We start from the raw sequence: 17298 nt of genomic DNA, 5'->3' as shown, positions 1-17298 counted from the left end.
AGAATGTTGTGACTCAACGCCTGCGCCTGAATAAAAATGCCGATCGCCGCTTGAAGGCTGGCCATCTGTGGATCTACTCCAACGAAGTCGATATCAAGGAAACGCCGCTGAAGACCTTCGAGGCGGGCGAGCCTGCCTTGATAGAGGCCTCCAACGGCAAGACCCTGGGCGTGGCCTACGTGAACCCGCACTCGTTGATCTGTGCGCGGATCATGTCCCGCGACCCGGAAATGCGCCTGGATCGCTCGCTGTTCGTGCACCGTTTCAATCAGGCGCTGGCGCTGCGCCAGCGCCTGTTCGATCAGCCCTTCTATCGTCTGATTCATGGCGAGGGCGACCTGCTGCCAGGACTGATCATCGACCGCTTTGGCGATGTGCTGGTCGTGCAGCTCAATACCGCCGGCATGCAGGCGCTGGCCGACGAGATCGTCGATGCGCTGGAAAAGGTCATCAAGCCTGAGGTCATCGTATTCCGTAACGACACCGGGGGCCGCCGCCAGGAAGGTCTGGAAGCCCACGTGGAAGTGGTCAAGGGCACCCTGCCCGACGAAGTGCTGCTGGTGGAAAATGGCGTGACCTTTGCGGTGCCGGTACTCAACGGCCAGAAGACCGGCTGGTTCTTCGACCACCGCGTCAACCGGGCCTGGTTGAACAGTCAGGTCGCCGGAAAGCGCGTGCTGGACGTCTTCAGCTATGTGGGTGGCTGGGGCGTTCAGGCTGCCGCCAGCGGTGCCTCCGAAGTGCTGTGTGTGGATGCCTCCGGCGTTGCCCTGGAGCAAGTGGCGCGCAATGCCGAGCTGAACGGCGTGCAGGAGCAGGTGGCCGTGGGTGAAGGCGACGCCTTCGAAGCGCTGGCCGCATTGAAAGCCGATGGCGAGCAGTTCGACGTGGTGATTCTCGACCCGCCTGCGTTCATCAAGAAGCGCAAGGATATCCCCAACGGTGAGCGCGCCTATGCACGACTCAACCGCGAGGCAATGCGCCTGCTGGGTCGCGATGGCCTGCTGCTGTCGGCGTCATGCTCCATGCATCTGGCCCACGAGCGGCTGGTGGATGTGGTGCGCGGTGCCGTGCGCCATCAGGACCGCCATGGCCAGGTGATTTTCCAGGGCCATCAGGGGCCGGATCACCCCGTGCACCCGGCAATTCCCGAAACTGCTTATTTGAAAGCGCTGGGCGTGCGGGTCTTCCGCGACTGAGCATCGCCCGCTGTCGAGCGCCGTCGTCATAGGAAAGGAGGTGGACACATGGAGTGGGCGTTGCCAGAGCCGTTCGTACTCACACTGCAGGTCGCGCCGGAAGCCATCGACGCTTACCGGCACGTCAATAACAGCGAGTACCTGCGCTGGGTAGAGCAGATCAGCTGGGCCCACTCCGAGGCGTTGGGGCTGTCGCTGGAACGCTATCGGGCGCTGGACCGGGCGATGGTGGTCCACCGCCACGAGCTGGACTACCTCGCCCCTGCTTTTCAAGACGACACGCTCTGCCTGGCCACCTGGATCGTCGACTGCGACGGCCGCTTCAGCCTGACGCGCCGCTTTCAACTGATACGGCCAGCAGACGGCAAGACGCTGCTGAAGGCGCGCACGCGGTTTGCCTGTGTCGCGCTTTCCAGCGGTCGCCCCAAGCGCTTGCCGGAGGAGTACCAGCGCATTTATGGTGCTGCGGTGGTGGCGGAATAAACAGCCGTGTTTTGATAGTGTTGACTATCGAATACCGCATGCCTTTTTAATACCTGCCAATAGCTGGTTGTAACTTTGTGAGTGATTCCCCTCCAGTGCTATCGCTAAGCCTAACGCACGAGAGCCTGATAGCTTTTGGTACTTTGGAGCAATGCGCTTCAACTCTTGAGCTGCGTTATTCAGACGATCAGGGGTGCGGTATTTGGCTTTCGTTTGCTGCTTTGCCAAGCTGGCAGGCCCAAGGGCTTGTGCAACCGCCTTGAGGTCTCCAAGATAAAAGCTTTCAAGCTCATGGCAGGCAATGCGAACGATGGCATCAGGGTGGCCTGCCTCGCTGCATAGCGTCACTAGACGCTGCTTGATTTGCAGGCAGTCGCCTGAGTCCTGATCACGCATGACCAGGAAGCATGACTCTGGGTTTTGCCATGCTCGTAAACGTATCGGCAGGCGCTTTTCTAAATCCTGCTTCCCTTCAAAAACGATATACCGAGTTTCGATGCCTGGTAAGAGGCGAGGTATTATCCCTTGCAACATTGCCTTGGCTGAGGGCTCCTCCAAAAAGAAAACTAGTTCCATTATTCTGGTCCTGCCCCTTCAAAAAAACCTTCTTTCCAAAGATAACCCATCTGATCCCCTTCCTCGATAAAGGCAACAAGCTGTCGATTGTCCTTGGCTCGACATATGTTTGTATAGCCTTTCTCTTTCACGAGCCAGTAGACTTCCTCCACCTGTACGGCATTAAGGAAATCAGGAGAGTGACTCGATACAAAAACTTGTCCTCCTCTCTCAGCGTAAGCACGAAATTCTTCTGCCAATTCCCACAGTAAGGTGGGATAAAGCTGGTTTTCCGGTTCTTCGATACAAAGCAAGGGGTGTGGCTCAGGATCGTAGAGTAGTACTAGATAAGCAAACATTTTAATGGTGCCGTCAGATACATACCGGTCGATAAATGGGTCGATGAATGAGTCGTCTTGAAAGTTTAGAATCAGCCGTCCATCTTGCGTCTGGATGGGCTCTATTTTATTGATGCCTGGAACCCGGTGCTTCATCGCCTCAACCATTTGATCAAAGATGTCAGGGTGATTTTCATAAATATTTCTTGCTACTAATTGCAAGTTATCACCTGATATAGAGAGATGCTCGAATTCTCCAATGGCCTCTTTGCTACCACGAGCCAAATTGATATGAAAATCTGAAACATGCCAGTTTTCTATTAGTTGACGAAATGCATTGGCTGCTTTAAATCGTTCGAATTGTCCTAAGCCTTTAATTGCCAATGCATCTTTGCCAACATTTTGCTGCTCCCTTTGAAGTTCTTCATCTTGCTTGTCGAAATCTTCTTCATTTGTGATGGCGTAGCCCACGCCGCCTGAAAAATCCAGGAAGTGATAAGGTGATCCATAGCGGCCACGTTTGTAACGAAGCACTTCACGCCTCACTGTCACCTGTCGATTTTCCATTCCTATTTCGATCAAGTACGAGATCAGTCGTTCGACGCCAGCAATATCCATACGAAACTTTATTTCCAGCTCAATGGATTCATTACTGTCGATACCACGGCTAAGTACTTCTTTAAACCCGCCACGGACCTGCAGTGCTTGTTTAACATTGAAGGTTAGGCAATCCTTGAGGAAACCAAAAACATCAAATAGGGTTGATTTTCCTGAGCCGTTAGCGCCGACGACAACACAGAAGCGTGGCAAGCCTTCCATCCTGGCGTGGCGAAAACTCTTGAAATTTTTAATTCGAATCGTTTCGATATGCATTGTTTGTCTCCGTCAACACCCAGTCCATTTGGCTCGCCGGGATGACCGGTATCGAGTGAGACTGTGGCTATCATCCTAACATCAGGAAAAACACTGTGCAGCACGGCTGGGTAGCACTAATGGGGGCATGCCTGGTTGTGGCTCAGCCTTTAGTGAAAAGGTTGATTTTTCACTCGAGGGATTTAGGCGCTATAATTTTCTGTTGAAAAACGCCTTTACCGGCGTTTTTTTCGTTTTGCTCCCTTTGGCTGGTGGTTCACGCCTGCTGTGCTGTAATGCATTGTGCACCCAGTGATGTTGATGACCCAAGGAGAGTCCGCCATGCACATTGCCGTTCCCAAAGAGATCAAGAACCACGAGTATCGCGTTGCGCTTACGCCTACGGGGGTACGTGAGCTGGTCGGGCGTGGTCACTCCGTCAGTGTCCAGGTAGGCGCGGGCGAAGGCGCTGGCTTTCAGGATGACGCCTACCAAGGCGCGGGCGCGACATTGGAGGCCGACGTCGAGGCGCTGTGGCAGCGCGCCGAGCTGATTCTAAAGGTCAAGGAGCCCCAGCCGGAAGAGGTGGCGCGCCTGACGCCAGGGCACACGCTGTTTACCTATCTGCATCTGGCCGCCGAGCGGGCACTGACCGAAGGGCTGATGAAAAGCGGAGCCACCTGCATCGCCTATGAAACCATCACCGATGCTCGCGGCGGGTTGCCGCTGCTGGCCCCCATGAGCACCGTGGCGGGGCGTATGGCCATACAGGCCGGTGCCCATGGGTTGGAGAAGGCCCAAGGGGGCTCGGGGGTGCTGCTGCCCGGCGTGCCCGGTGTGGCACCGGGGCAGGTAACGGTCATTGGTGGTGGCGTGGTGGGGGAAAACGCAGCGCGGATGGCGCTGGGACTAGGGGCAGAGGTGACGATTCTCGATACCTCGGTGGCCCGGCTGGAAGCGTTGGATGCGCGCTACCAGGGGCGTATCAAAACCGTCTACTCCACCGCCGATGCGCTGGACCACGCGGCACGTACTGCCGACATGATCGTGGGCGCGGTGCTGATCCCTGGCGCGGCAGCTCCCAAATTGATCACCCGTGCCATGCTGGCCGAGATGAAACCCGGCAGTGTGCTGGTGGACGTGGCCATCGACCAGGGCGGCTGTTTCGAAACCAGCAAGCCCACGACCCACGCCGAGCCCACCTATCTGGTGGATGGCATCGTGCACTACTGTGTGGCCAACATGCCCGGCGCCGTGGCACGCACGTCTACCCTGGGGCTCACCAACGCGACGCTGCCGTTCGTGCTGGCGCTTGCCGACAAGGGGTGGCGCCAGGCGCTGGCAGACGATGCCCATTTTCTGCCCGGGCTGAACGTCCACGATGGCCAGATTACCTACCGGGCCGTCGCCCAGGCGTTTGGCCTGGAAAGCATCGAGCCGGCCAGCGTGGTGAAGTGACCCGCGCGCCAGGCGGTGGGTCCATTAGTAATGGGGTGGGATGTCGTCTTCGGGGCGAAAGCCGCCCTGTGAGTCGCTGGCTTGCAGCGCCTGATGCTGTTCGCGGAGCCGTTCACGCATCAGGGCGCTCAGCTGTTCCAGCTTTTCGAGGCGGCGCTCCTGCTGGGCGACGGCCTGGTCCAGGGTGTCCAGCCAATGTTCCTGATAAGCCAGCCGACTTTCCAACGATTCAATACGTTGAGTGAGCTCGGCAGGCGTTAATTCGTTTGTCATGATAACATCGTCACCGTATGTAGTATGCTCGGTACTGTTAGGAAAGGGCCTGGTAGGCCGAGTATTGTCTTGCTTCTGTTACCCATACAACAAGAGAGCTTTTATCATCCATGAACCCAAAAGTTGTTTTTCGCTGTTTCTTTATCAGTATCTTACTGGCCGCCCCCACGCCGCTTCTTCTGGCCGGGATTGTTCATTTAACCAATGCACCTCTGGCTGAACAGTGGTTGGCCGAGGCTGCTTTCAGTGTGTATGCCGCTGTGGCACTTGGCTGTTTTGCAATGTTGTTCGTCGGTACGCTGGCGGCTGCGGCCCTGGCACCACCGATGGTGGTAAAGGCCGATGTGGCCAGGGTCAAACCTGCCCCGCGTCAGCCCCAGGCAGCACCCGTGGTGGACGATGAAGAAGAGGATATCATCGACTCCAACGATGGCCGTGAAGAGGGCGAGGTCAAGTGGTTCAACACCAACAAGGGCTATGGCTTCATCACCCGGGACAATGGCGAAGATGTCTTCGTGCATTTTCGGGCGATACGCGGTCGTGGCCCACGCATGCTGGCCGAAGGCCAGATCGTGCGTTACCACGTGATCAAGAACGACCGTGGCCTTCAGGCCGATGATGTCAGCATTATCGAATAAGCGCCCAGGCGCTGTAGTGATAAATTAGTGCTGAAAGAGAAAACCCCCGCGCTTGCGGGGGTTTTTGCGCTTAACGGCCTGAGTCCGGCCATTCGATGGCTTTTTCCTGGCCGCCGGGCAGCACTTGCCAGAAGCGGTCCGGGTCATCGCCAGGGTGCCAGCCGCCCAGCGAACAGCGGACTTCCACGTTGAGCGCTTCGGCCGCGTGCTGCGCGCACTCCTGGTCGGTGTGCCAGGGGGTGTGGGCGCTGTCGAACCACAGGCTGGCAAAGCCGTCGGCGGCGTTGTCCACCAGCAGCACCGGGACGCTTTCCCCCTGATGCTGGCCACGGGTTTTCCACTTGCCTTTGCCCGCCGGGCCCAGGGGTGGGGCATCGAGGGTCTCGCTGAGCCAGGCGTTGAGATCGTCCAGCGACACGCGGGCCAGGTACACTTCGATATCCGGAAACCGCTCCATCATACGCTTACCTCGTTGGTGGTCAGTAGCGCTTGAAGGGTTGCTTCGTAGATGCGGCTCAGCGCATCCAAATCGCTAGCGCGCACGCGCTCGTTCACCTTGTGAATGGTGTCGTTTAACGGGCCCAGCTCGACCACCTGTGCACCCAGTGTGGCAATAAAACGGCCATCCGAGGTGCCGCCGCTGGTAGAGAGCTGCGGGCGTTCGCCAGTCACGGCTTCCACGCCACGAATCGCCGCCTCCACTAGCTCACCTTCGGCCGTCAGGAACGGTTCGCCATTCAGCGTCCAGTCGATGTGATACTCAAGGCCGTGCTGATCCAGAATTGCCTCGGTGCGTGAGCGCAGCTCGTCATGGGTCACTTCCGTGGAGTAGCGGAAGTTGAACACCACTTCGATGTCGCCAGGGATCACGTTGGTCGCCCCGGTACCCGCGCGCACGTTGGAAATCTGGAAACTGGTGGCGGGAAAGAAGTCGTTACCGGCATCCCAGTGCTCGCGTGCCAGAGCATCGAGCGCAGGCAGCGCCTGGTGAATGGGGTTGCGTGCCAGGTGGGGGTAAGCCACGTGCCCCTGCACCCCTTTGACATGCAGCACGCCGCCCAGCGAGCCGCGTCGGCCGTTCTTGATCACATCCCCCAGCCGCGCCGTGGAAGAGGGCTCGCCGACGATGCAGTAGTCCAGCCGTTCGTTGCGTTCGCGCAGGTGCTCCACCACGGCCCGGGTGCCGTCCACGGCGGGGCCTTCCTCATCGGAGGTGATCAGGAAGGCGATACGGCCGTCGTGGTCGGGGTAACGGGCCACGAAGCGCTCCACGGCGGTCAGCATGGCGGCCAGGCTGCCTTTCATGTCGGCCGCACCGCGCCCGCAGAGCATGCCCTGCTCGTCGATGCATGGCTCGAAGGGCGGAAACTCCCAGCTGGTATGCGGCCCGCTGGGCACCACGTCGGTATGCCCAGCGAAGGCCAGCACCGGGCCATGATGGCCGCGCACGGCCCAGAAGTTTTTCACATCGCCGAACGGCAGCTGCTCGACATGGAAACCGAGCGCCGTGAGGCGCTCGATCATCAGGTTCTGGCAACCCTCGTCGTCCGGGGTCACCGACGCACGACCCAGCAGGTCAAAGGCCAGGGTGAGCGTCGGTGACAGGGCGGCAGACTCAGTTGTGGGCATGCAGCGCCTCGTTCAGCGCAATGGCACTCTTGTTGGTGAGGCACTCGATACGGCCATTTTGCGAGTTGCGGCGCAGCAGCAGGTCGTCCTGGCCAGCCAGCTCACGGGCGGCCACGGTGTTGACTTCCTGACCCTGGTCGTCGAGGACGGTCACCTTGGAGCCAGCGGTGATGTACAGGCCTGCTTCCACGGTGCAGCGGTCGCCCAGCGGAATGCCGATACCGGCGTTGGCGCCGATCAGGCAGCCTTCACCCACCTTGATGATGATGTTGCCACCACCGGAGAGGGTGCCCATGGTGGAGCAGCCGCCGCCCAGGTCGGAGCCTTTGCCGACCATGACGCCCGCTGAAATGCGGCCTTCGATCATGCCCGGGCCTTCGGTGCCCGCGTTGAAGTTGACGAAGCCTTCGTGCATGACCGTGGTGCCTTCGCCCAGGTAGGCGCCCAGGCGTACGCGGGCGGTGTCGCCAATGCGGATGCCGGTGGGCACCACGTAGTCGGTCATCTTGGGGAACTTGTCGACGCAGTCGACGGACAGCGCGCGGCCTGCCAGGCGTGCCTTGAGGCGGCGAGCCGGCAGCTCCTCGATGTCGATGGCGCCTTCGTTGGTCCAGGCGATGTTGCGCAGCAGGCCGAACATGCCGGTCAGGTCCAGGCCGTGGGGCTTCACCAGACGGTGGGACAGCAGGTGCAGCTTGAGGTAGACCTCCGGCACGGTTTGCGGCGCCTGGTCGGTGTCCAGGAACATCGCTACCAGCGGGCGCTGGCTGGTGGCGAAAGACTCGGCCAGCGCCGCCTGCTCGGAATGACCCGCGGCTTCCAGTGCCTTGGCCAGGCGGGTGCAGTCTTCCGGCAGGAAGCTGACAGGGCTGTTTTCGGCAGCGGCGCCCAGCGCTTCCTTGGCGGCGGCCACCAGGCTCTCGTCGGGGTTCAGCAGCGGGGCCGGGTAGTAGATTTCCAGCCAGTCACCCTGGGTGTTTTGGGTACCAATTCCAAGCGCAAAGCTCAGCATAACGGGGCTTCCTTCAAGGTTGTGTGTCTAAGAGGGGGCGTTCAGCCGCTCAGTTTGTCGTAATCGCCGTCGCGGTAGCCGACCAGGATGGTGCTGTTGTCGACTTCGAGTAGCGGACGCTTGAGCAGCGTGGGTTGTTCCAGCAGCAGCCGACGGGCCGACGTGGCGTCCAGCTGATCCTTTTCCTCCTGGGGCAGGTTGCGCCAGGTGGTGCTGCGCTTATTGATGGCTTCCAGCAGCGGCACCCGCTCGAGAATATGCTCCAGCAGGCTGGCCGACAGGCCATCCTTGCGCAGGTCATGGGTCTTGAAGGGAATGCCGCTCTCCTCCAGCGCCTTGCGGGCTTTGCGGCAGGTATCGCAGGTGTTGATGATATATAGCGTCAGCATGGAAAAGCCTCCTTGTCGTGGGGTGTCGCGGCGTTAGCTGCGCTCGATCAGCTGGCGCAGTCGCTTGGCTGCTTCCAGGGTCGGTTCGAGCTCTGCCACCAAGGCTAAGCGTAGTCGACCTGCGCCCGGGTTATGGCCATCCTTGCCAGGGCGGCCCATCAGGCTGCCGGGCAACACGCTGACATGCTGTTCGCTGAACAGCCGCTGGGTAAAGGCGATATCGTCGCCCCCCGGCACGGCGGGCCACAGATAGAAGCTGGCTTCGGGCGTCGGGAACGACATGACCGGTGCAAGGACCTCGGTGACGGCGCTGAATTTCTCGCGGTAGGCGTCACGGTTGGTGCGCACATGGGCTTCGTCCTGCCAGGCAGCGATGGAGGCGTGCTGCAGCGGCAGTGACATCGCGCAGCCGTGGTAGGTGCGGTAGCGCTTGAACGGGGCGAGGAGATCGGCGTCGCCCGCCACGAAACCCGAGCGCAGCCCTGGCAGGTTGGAGCGTTTGGAGAGCGAATGAAACACCATGCAGCGGCGGTAGTCATCGCGGCCCAGCTCGGCGCAAGCCTGCAGCAGTCCGGGCGGCGGAGTGGCTTCGTCCAGGTAGAGCTCGGAGTAGCACTCGTCGGAGGCAATGATGAAGTCGTGTTCGTCGGCCAGGGCAATCAGCTGCTTGAACTCGGCCAGCGGCGTGACTACGCCGGTGGGGTTGCCCGGTGAGCAGAGAAAGACGATTTGCACGTCGCGCCAGGTGTCGGCGCTGACGGCTGAAAAGTCCGGGCGAAAGCTGTTGTCGGCGGTACAGTCCAGGTAGAGCGGCTCGCCGCCTGCCAGCAGCGTGGCGCCTTCGTAGATCTGATAAAACGGGTTGGGTACCGCTACCTTGGCGGGGCGGGTGCGATCCAGCGCCGCCTGCACGAAGGCGAAGATGGCTTCACGGGTGCCGTTCACCGGCAGCACCTGACGTTCGGCGTCCAGCCCCGCCAGGCCAAAGCGCTGGGTGGCCCAGGCGGCAATGGTCTCGCGCAGGGCGGGCAGGCCGTTGGTGGCTGGGTAGCGCGCCATCTCCAGCTGGTGGGCAATGAGTGCATCCAGTGCGCCCTGGTAAGGGGCATGCTGGGGCTCGCCAATGGTCAGCGGAATATGCGCAAGCCCCGCCGGAGGCGTGAGCGTTGCCTTGAGGGCAGCCAGCTTTTCAAACGGATAGGGGTGCAGGGCATTCAGGTCTGAGTTCATGGCGAGTCCGTACCGTTTATCGAACCGCCGATTATAGGCAACCCCTGGTGCAGGCTCAAACCCAACGACCAGGGGGTGTTCGGCCAGGCATCTGGGCTAGACGCTCAATACGTCGATCAGCCGCTTACGAAGCTGCTGTTGACGGGCGGGGTCGGTGAGCGGCTCACCGGCCTTGGTGGTGATGAAAAAGACGTCCTCGACGCGCTCGCCCAAGGTGGCGATCTTGGCCGCCGACAGGGCGATATCCTGCTCCATGAAGATGCGCCCCACCCGGGCCAGCAGGCCAGGACGGTCAGGGGCGGTCAGCTCCAGTAGGGTGCGTTCATTGGCCGGATCCTGCTCGATCACCACTTCGGTAGGCACTTTGAAGTGCTTGAGCTGGCGCGGCGTGTGTCGAGTGACGATTTCGGGGTAGTCGTCCGGGTCGTCCAGCTCTTCCACCAGGTGGCTGCGCATCTCTTCGATGCGCAGCGGGTCACGGATCGGCTGGCTATGGCTATCCAGTACGATAAAGGTGTTGAGTGTCCAGTCGTTGTGGGAAGTAGCAATGCGGGCATCGTGGATCGAGAGTCCGAGCTGCTCCATGGCGGCAGCAGTGGCGGCGAACAGGTCATCCACCGAGCGGGTGTGGATGAACACTTTGGTGCCGCCTTCGGCCATGTCGGCGGTGGGAGCACTGATCAGCACCAACGGCAGCGGTGACGGCTGGTGCGCCAGAATGCCTTGAGTCTGCCAGACAATTTCGCTGGGTGCGTACTGCAGGAAGTAATCTTCCCCCAGCGACTCCCAGAGCTGGTCTATTTGGCCACTATCGACGCCGACTGTTTGCAGCAGCGAGCGCGCCTCAGTGCGGGTTTCGCGCACCCAGTCGTCTCGATCCGGTGGGTTTTTCAGCCCACGGCGCAGAGCACGTTTGGTTTCCGCGTGGAGCTGGCGCAAAAGCGATGCCCGCCAGCCGTTCCACAGCGTGGGGTTGGTGGCGTTGATATCGGCAACGGTGAGCACGTAAAGGTAGTCCAGGCGGGTCTCGTCGCGCACGATCAGTGCGAAGTCGCGGATCACATCCGGGTCGCTGATATCTCGCTTTTGGGCGGTCATCGACATCAGCAGGTGATGCTCGACCAGCCAGCTGACCAGGTTCGTATCGTGCTGCGAGACGTGATGACGACGGCAGAACTGCTCGACGTCACGGGCGCCGATTTCAGAGTGGTCTCCGCCACGCCCCTTGCCGATGTCGTGGAACAGCCCGGCGATCCACAGCAGGTCCAGCTTGGGTAGCTGGTGGATCAGGTTGGCGGCCACCGGGAAGTCGTCCTTTGCCTCGGGCTTGCGGAAGCCGTGCAGAAATTTCAGCAGGCGCAGGGTGTGGGCGTCCACCGTATAGATATGAAACAGATCGTGCTGCATCAGCCCCACCGCTCGGCCGAACTCCGGCAGGTACTTGCCCAGAATGCCGTAACGGTTCATGCGCCGGAGCTGGCGAGGCACGTTGCCCGGTGCCCGCATGAGCGCCATGAAGAGCCGCTGGTGGCGGGGGTCTTCCCGGTAGTGGTCGTCGATCTGATGGCGATGGTCACGGATCAGGCGAATGGTGTCGGCGCGCACGCCTTCGATTTCCGGGTGCTTGGCCATCAGCAGAAACAGCTCCAGCATGGCCGCCGGGCGTTCGCGAAACAGGCTGCGCGAGCGGGCCTGGATATAGCCCCCCTTGATCTCGAAGCGGTCGTTGAGCTTGATGGTGGCCAGCGACTCCTTGCCGCGCAGGATCACTTCGTCGAAGTGCTGCAAGAGCATGTCGTTGAGGCCTGCCAGCGCCGTCACATGGCGGTAGTAGCGCTTCATGAACTGTTCGACGGCCAGCCGCTCGGGTGTGTCCTTGAAACCGAACATGTCGGCGATGGTGCGCTGGTGATCGAACAGCAGGCGGTCTTCGGCGCGCCCGGTGAGCATGTGCAGGGCGTAGCGAACCTGCCAGAGAAACGACTGCCCCTGGCTGAGGATGCGCAGCTCGGCGTCGTTCATGAACCCGTTGGCGACGATGTCGGTGTACTGCTCGGTGCCGAAGTGCCGCTTGGCGACCCAGCCGATCATCTGAATGTCTCGCAGGCCACCGGGCGAGCTTTTCAGATTGGGCTCCAGGTGGTACTCGGAGTTGTTGTAGCGATAGTGGCGGGAGATCTGCTCTTGCCACTTGGCCTCGAAAAAGCGGTCGGCGGGCCATACGTGGGGCGCGCTCAGGCGCTCACGCATCTGTTCACGCAGGCGCTCGGGACCTGCGATCAAGCGCGACTCCAGCAGGTTGGTGATGACCGTCACGTCGGCTTCGGCTTCCCGCTCGCAGTCGTTGAGCGAGCGTACGCTATGGCCGATCTCCAGGCCGATATCCCACAGGAACGTCACGAAGGCGCTCAGCGGCTCCCGGTAGGGAGTGTCGTCATCGTGTTCGAGCAGCAGCAGCAGGTCGATGTCCGAGTGGGGGTGCAGCTCTCCGCGCCCGTAGCCGCCCACTGCCACCAGGGCGATGCCGGTGTCGGGCCAGGCATGGTGCTGCCAGGCAATCGCCAGCAGCTGGTCGAGATACCATGCGCGGCCACGTACCAGATCACGAATGTCCGCACCCGCGCGAAACTGCTCGTCGAGGCGCGCCTGAATCTCCTTGAGCGCCGCCTTGAACGGGGCAATGGGAGAGCGTGCCCCGGCCAGCTCGGTGCGAAACAGCGCCAGATCGAACAGCGACGTATCCGGCTCGAACCGGTAGTGGTGTAGTAGCATCAGGCGTTCAGAAAGCTAAAGTCTTCGTCGCTGCGCGCAGTGAGCACGTCAACGCCGGTGTCGGTGACCAGTAGCGTGTGTTCCCACTGGGCCGACAGGCTGCGGTCCTTGGTCACCGCAGTCCAGCCGTCGCGCAACACTTTGGTCTTGTAGCCGCCCACGTTGATCATCGGCTCGATGGTGAAGCACATGCCCGCTTCTAGGCGGATGTCGGCATCCGGTGCATAGCCGTCGTAGTGCAGGAACTGCGGGTCTTCGTGGAAGTCGGCACCGATGCCGTGGCCGCAGAAATCACGTACCACCGAGTAGCCATGGGCTTCGGCATGCTGCTGAATCACGCGTGCCAGCTCGGAAAGACGCACGCCGGGTTTCACCAGCGCAATGCTCTTGTACAGGCACTCTTGAGTGATGCGGCACAGCCGTTCGCCCTGGATGGTCTCGCCGATCACGAACATCACGCTGGAGTCGCCGTGGTACCCGTCGGGGGTGCGCACGGTAATGTCCAGGTTCATGATGTCGCCGCTTTTCAGCTTTTTGGCGTCATCCGGGATGCCGTGGCACACCACGTGGTTGATCGAGGTGCAGGTGGCCTTGGGGAAGCCGTGATAGTTCAGCGGCGCCGGAACCGAGCCCAGTTCGTTGACGATGTACTCGTGGCACAGGCGGTCGATCTCGCCGGTGCTGATGCCTGCCTGGATGTGCGGCGTGATCATTTCGATGACGCTGGCGGCCTGGCGTCCGGCTTCGCGCATTTTCTCGATTTCAGAAGGCGTCTTGATAGGAACGTTCATGAATTCTCGATGTGGCTTCAGGGTAGGGGATGAGCGGTCATTTTGGCAGCTATAACGCAGCGGCGACTTCATCTTGGCAATGATCTATGGTATAAAGCCGCGCGCTTTCCTGCAATCGCCATCCGCAGCTTCTTTTGCTGGCGCAGGCGGCAGGCAAGGGCAACAAGAGCGCAACTCAGCATGGCTGGGTTGCAAGATAGCAAGCCTTGAAAACACACATGCACCGGCACATGGTCCCGGGTGCCTTTAGCAACGCCTGGCGGTGCTACTGGTCGGATCCATGGGGTGCGTGGAGGCCTAACCCGAGTTTCAGGAGTTTTACCATGTCTCACGTCAATATGCGTGACCTGCTGAAGGCAGGCGCTCACTTCGGTCACCAGACCAAGTACTGGAATCCGAAGATGGGCAAATACATCTTCGGCGCGCGCAACAAGATCCACATCATCAACCTTGAGCACACTCTGCCGGCGTTGAACGAAGCGATCGACGTGGTCGAGAAGATGGCGTCTTCCAACAACAAGATCCTGTTTGTTGGTACCAAGCGCAGCGCGAGCAAGATCATCAAGGAAGAAGCCAACCGTGTTGGCCAGCCGTTCGTCAACCATCGCTGGTTGGGCGGCATGCTGACCAACTTCAAGACCATTCGTCAGTCCATCAAGCGTCTGCGTGACCTGGAAGTCATGCGCGAAGACGGCACGTTCGAGAAGCTGACCAAGAAAGAAGTCTTGATGGCCACGCGTGAGCAAGAGAAGCTCGAACGTTCTATCGGTGGTATCAAGAACATGGGCGGCCTGCCGGACGCACTGTTCGTTATCGACGTTGACCACGAGCGCATCGCGATCAACGAAGCCAACAAGCTGGGTATCCCGGTCATTGGCGTGGTAGATACCAACTCTAACCCGGATGGCGTTGATTACGTGATCCCGGGTAACGATGACTCCATCCGCGCGATCCAGATCTACGTGAAGGCGATTGCTGACGCGTGCACCCGTGCGAAAGAAGGTCGTCCCGAAGAGTTTGTCGAAGTGACGGAAGAAGCCGCTTCTGCCGACGCTGACGCTGCTGCCGAGTAACGCTGGCAGTGGGTGCGGCGGGCAGTTGAGCCGCATCGTCAAGAGGGGGCCTTATGCCCCCTTTTTCCCGCTTTGGGCACGCCCAGGCGGGCCGATCACGCCGAGCACCAGGTGCCGGCAAGCGCTCTGCACCGTGATACGCAACGGTCATCTATCGTGCGTATACTCTGTAGCGCGTTTAACTCTCAGTTAGAACCATTTCCGAGGTGAAATCTCATGGCAGCTATCAGCGCCTCTCAGGTTAAGGAACTGCGCGAACGTACCGGTCTTGGCATGATGGAGTGCAAAAAAGCACTCACCGAAGCCGGCGGCGACATTGACGTGGCGATCGAAAACCTGCGTAAAAGCTCTGGCCTAAAAGCCGCTAAGAAAGCGGGTCGTACCGCTGCAGAAGGCGCCGTGGTAACGCGTGTTGCCGAAGACGGCAGCTACGGCGTCATGGTCGAAATCAACTCTGAAACCGATTTCGTTGCCCGCGACGACAACTTCATCGCTTTCTCCAACAAGATCGCTGATGCGTTCTTCGCTGCCAAGAGCGAAGACGTGGCTGCCGTGATGGCGGGCGACCTGGAGTCTGCGCGTGAGCAGCTGGTTCAGAAAATCGGCGAGAACATCGGCGTGCGTCGTGCCGTCGTGGTAGACGCAGTGGACGCTGGCCTGGTTGGCGAGTACGTTCACGGTGGCCGTATTGGCGTATTGACCGTGCTGAAAGGCGGCAATGCCGAGGTTGCCAAGGACGTTGCCATGCACGTTGCTGCCATCAACCCAGCCGTGGCTCATCCGGCCGACATGCCCCAGGAAGAGCTGGACAAAGAAAAAGCCATCATTCTGGCGCAGCCGGACATGGCAGGCAAGCCCGAGCAGATCGCCGAGAAGATGGTCGAAGGCCGTCTGAAGAAGTATCTGGCCGAGAACAGCCTGACCGAGCAGCCCTTCGTCAAAGACCCGAACCAGACCGTTGCCGAATTCGTCAAGGCGGCTGGCGGTGAAGTGGTCAGCTTCACTCGTTTCGAAGTGGGCGAAGGCATCGAGAAAGAAGAAGTCGACTTTGCCAAAGAAGTTATGGAACAGGCTGGCCGTCGCTAAGGTCGAATGTTTCTGTAAGATGATGGCGTGCGCGCGAGCGCACGCCTTCGTGTATCCGGCCCCTGTGAAATACAGGTGCTGTCTCGCCCACCTGTGTCCAGGTCTGCCTCAGGAGAGATGCCATGTCACGTGAGATTCAAGAGTCTGCCCCCGCTGCCACGAAACTCGACAAGTCGAAGTCGAAATACAAGCGTATTTTGCTGAAGCTGTCGGGCGAAGCACTGATGGGAGAGCACGATTTTGGTATCGACCCCAAAGTGCTGGACCGAATGGCACTGGAAATCGGCCAGCTGGTCGGGATCGGTGTACAGGTGGGCATCGTGATTGGAGGTGGTAACTTGTTCCGTGGCGCTGCGTTGAACGAAGCGGGCATGGACCGAGTGACGGGTGACCACATGGGAATGCTGGCCACCGTGATGAATGCCCTGGCCATGCGCGATGCGCTGGAGCGCTCGAATATTCGTTCACGGGTGATGTCGGCGATTCCCATGAGCGGTGTGGTGGAACACTATGACCGCCGTACTGCCATTCGCTACCTGACTTCCGGTGACGTGGTGCTGTTTTCTGCAGGCACCGGCAACCCTTTCTTTACCACGGACTCGGCCGCCTGCTTACGCGGTATCGAAGTGGACGTGGACGTCGTCATCAAAGCCACCAAGGTGGACGGCGTGTACAATAAGGACCCGGTGAAGTACCCCGACGCCGTAAAATACGACCAGCTCTCCTACGACGATGCTCTGGAGCAGAAGCTGGGCGTGATGGATTTGACCGCAATCTGCCTGGTACGTGACCATGATATGCCGGTGCGGGTATTCGATATGAACAAGCCTGGTGCCCTGCTGAATCTGGTAGTAGGGGGCAAGGAAGGCACGCTGATAGACAGAGGGTAACAACGTGATCAACGACATCAAGAAAGATGCAGAATCTCGCATGAAGAAGAGCGTCGAGGCGCTGCACGTCAACTTTAACAAGATTCGTACCGGGCGTGCGCATCCCAGCATCCTGGATGCCGTGACCGTTGAGTACTACGGTGGCCAAGTGCCGTTGAATCAGGTGGCCTCGGTCAGCGTCGAAGACGCGCGCACCTTGGCCGTTGCTCCTTGGGAGCAGGGTATGGTGCCGAAGATCGAAAAAGCGATCATGACCTCTGACCTGGGGCTCAACCCCTCCAGTGCGGGTACCGTGATTCGCGTGCCCATGCCGATGCTCACCGAAGAAACGCGCAAGGGCTATATCAAGCAGGCGCGTGGCGAGGCCGAGACGGCCCGTGTGGCGGTGCGTAACGTGCGTCGCGATGCGAACGGTGATTTCAAATCCTTGCTTAAGGATAAAGAGATTACCGAGGACGATCAGCGCCAGGGCGAAGACGAGATCCAGAAGCTGACCGACAAGTACATCGCCGAGATCGACAAGGCGTTGGCAGCAAAAGAGCAGGATCTCATGCAGGTATAACGATGTCGTCGACATCGCGGACTGCGTTCACTTCACTACGGGCAGCCTGGCTGCCCGTGGGCCATTGC

18 protein-coding genes are annotated in these 17298 nt (G+C 60.0%); 8 read left to right on the top strand and 10 right to left on the bottom strand.

Features of this window, described 5'->3' with window-relative positions:
- Window positions 1–8 precede the first annotated feature (8 nt).
- Together RVM26_RS12825 and RVM26_RS12820 are read left to right on the top strand one after the other, a co-directional pair.
- Entirely contained in the window at window positions 9–1199 is a 1191-nt protein-coding gene (locus RVM26_RS12825; protein ID WP_016915063.1) for a class I SAM-dependent rRNA methyltransferase, read from the top strand.
- 48 nt (window positions 1200–1247) lie between these two features.
- Window positions 1248–1682, top strand: a complete 435-nt coding sequence (locus tag RVM26_RS12820) for an acyl-CoA thioesterase (protein WP_016915062.1) — start codon at window positions 1248–1250, stop codon at window positions 1680–1682.
- 24 nt (window positions 1683–1706) lie between these two features.
- Here the strand turns inward: RVM26_RS12820 and RVM26_RS12815 are convergent, their stop codons facing one another.
- Window positions 1707–2258: a DUF4276 family protein gene (locus tag RVM26_RS12815; protein WP_081136749.1), complete on the bottom strand. Its 552-nt coding sequence runs from the start codon at window positions 2256–2258 to the stop codon at window positions 1707–1709.
- Window positions 2258–3448, bottom strand: a complete 1191-nt coding sequence (locus tag RVM26_RS12810; RefSeq protein ID WP_287808844.1) for an AAA family ATPase — start codon at window positions 3446–3448, stop codon at window positions 2258–2260. Before RVM26_RS12810 ends, RVM26_RS12815 begins: the two co-directional genes overlap by 1 nt.
- Before the next feature lie 321 nt (window positions 3449–3769).
- On the opposite strand from RVM26_RS12810, the gene ald reads away from it, so the two are divergent.
- Complete coding sequence (ald, locus tag RVM26_RS12805) at window positions 3770–4885, top strand: alanine dehydrogenase (protein WP_498939004.1); 1116 nt, start codon at window positions 3770–3772, stop codon at window positions 4883–4885.
- A 24-nt stretch (window positions 4886–4909) separates the two neighbouring features.
- Here ald and RVM26_RS12800 read toward each other — a convergent pair whose 3' ends face one another.
- Window positions 4910–5158, bottom strand: a complete 249-nt coding sequence (locus tag RVM26_RS12800) for a SlyX family protein (protein WP_039175223.1) — start codon at window positions 5156–5158, stop codon at window positions 4910–4912.
- Between the two features lie 110 nt (window positions 5159–5268).
- Here RVM26_RS12800 and RVM26_RS12795 point away from each other — a divergent pair, with 110 nt between their 5' ends.
- Window positions 5269–5796, top strand: coding sequence for a cold-shock protein (locus tag RVM26_RS12795; protein ID WP_287808842.1), 528 nt, complete (start codon window positions 5269–5271; stop codon window positions 5794–5796).
- Window positions 5797–5866: 70 nt separating this feature from the next.
- Here RVM26_RS12795 and RVM26_RS12790 read toward each other — a convergent pair whose 3' ends face one another.
- The 7 genes from RVM26_RS12790 to map form a co-directional block, all read right to left on the bottom strand.
- Window positions 5867–6256 carry a hypothetical protein gene (locus RVM26_RS12790; RefSeq protein WP_039175225.1) on the bottom strand — a complete coding sequence of 130 codons (390 nt, stop codon included), beginning with the start codon at window positions 6254–6256 and terminating at the stop codon, window positions 5867–5869.
- The gene (gene dapE / locus RVM26_RS12785; protein WP_498939001.1) at window positions 6253–7425 is read right to left on the bottom strand and encodes a succinyl-diaminopimelate desuccinylase; all 1173 of its coding nucleotides are present in this window, start codon (window positions 7423–7425) and stop codon (window positions 6253–6255) included. The genes RVM26_RS12790 and dapE overlap by 4 nt, the downstream gene beginning before the upstream one ends.
- Window positions 7412–8437: a 2,3,4,5-tetrahydropyridine-2,6-dicarboxylate N-succinyltransferase gene (dapD, locus tag RVM26_RS12780; protein ID WP_039175227.1), complete on the bottom strand. Its 1026-nt coding sequence runs from the start codon at window positions 8435–8437 to the stop codon at window positions 7412–7414. The genes dapE and dapD overlap by 14 nt, the downstream gene beginning before the upstream one ends.
- Window positions 8438–8478: 41 nt before the next feature.
- Entirely contained in the window at window positions 8479–8826 is a 348-nt protein-coding gene (locus tag RVM26_RS12775) for a Spx/MgsR family RNA polymerase-binding regulatory protein (protein WP_016915053.1), read from the bottom strand.
- A gap of 33 nt (window positions 8827–8859) precedes the next feature.
- Window positions 8860–10056, bottom strand: a complete 1197-nt coding sequence (gene dapC, locus RVM26_RS12770) for a pyridoxal phosphate-dependent aminotransferase (RefSeq protein ID WP_498938999.1) — start codon at window positions 10054–10056, stop codon at window positions 8860–8862.
- 96 nt (window positions 10057–10152) lie between these two features.
- Window positions 10153–12828, bottom strand: coding sequence for a [protein-PII] uridylyltransferase (locus RVM26_RS12765; protein ID WP_498938997.1), 2676 nt, complete (start codon window positions 12826–12828; stop codon window positions 10153–10155).
- Window positions 12828–13619 (bottom strand): type I methionyl aminopeptidase, encoded by a 792-nt coding sequence (gene map, locus RVM26_RS12760; RefSeq protein WP_498938995.1) that lies wholly within the window; start codon window positions 13617–13619, stop codon window positions 12828–12830. Before map ends, RVM26_RS12765 begins: the two co-directional genes overlap by 1 nt.
- 323 nt (window positions 13620–13942) lie before the next feature.
- On the opposite strand from map, the gene rpsB reads away from it, so the two are divergent.
- From rpsB to frr, 4 genes are all read left to right on the top strand, one after another.
- Entirely contained in the window at window positions 13943–14692 is a 750-nt protein-coding gene (gene rpsB / locus RVM26_RS12755) for a small ribosomal subunit protein uS2 (protein ID WP_498938993.1), read from the top strand.
- A 216-nt stretch (window positions 14693–14908) separates the two neighbouring features.
- Window positions 14909–15778, top strand: coding sequence for a translation elongation factor Ts (tsf, locus tag RVM26_RS12750; protein ID WP_039175232.1), 870 nt, complete (start codon window positions 14909–14911; stop codon window positions 15776–15778).
- Window positions 15779–15900: 122 nt separating this feature from the next.
- A complete protein-coding gene (pyrH, locus tag RVM26_RS12745; RefSeq protein WP_039175233.1) occupies window positions 15901–16668 on the top strand; it encodes a UMP kinase in 768 nt (255 codons plus the stop codon).
- 4 nt (window positions 16669–16672) lie between these two features.
- On the top strand, window positions 16673–17230 hold the full coding sequence (gene frr / locus RVM26_RS12740; RefSeq protein WP_287808836.1) for a ribosome recycling factor: 558 nt from the start codon (window positions 16673–16675) through the stop codon (window positions 17228–17230).
- Window positions 17231–17298: the final 68 nt, after the last annotated feature.

The sequence above is a fragment of the Halomonas sp. KM072 genome, assembly GCF_050710315.1.
Classification (GTDB): Bacteria; Pseudomonadota; Gammaproteobacteria; order Pseudomonadales; family Halomonadaceae; genus Vreelandella; species Vreelandella hamiltonii.
This window is presented reverse-complemented; position numbering and strand designations above follow the sequence as displayed.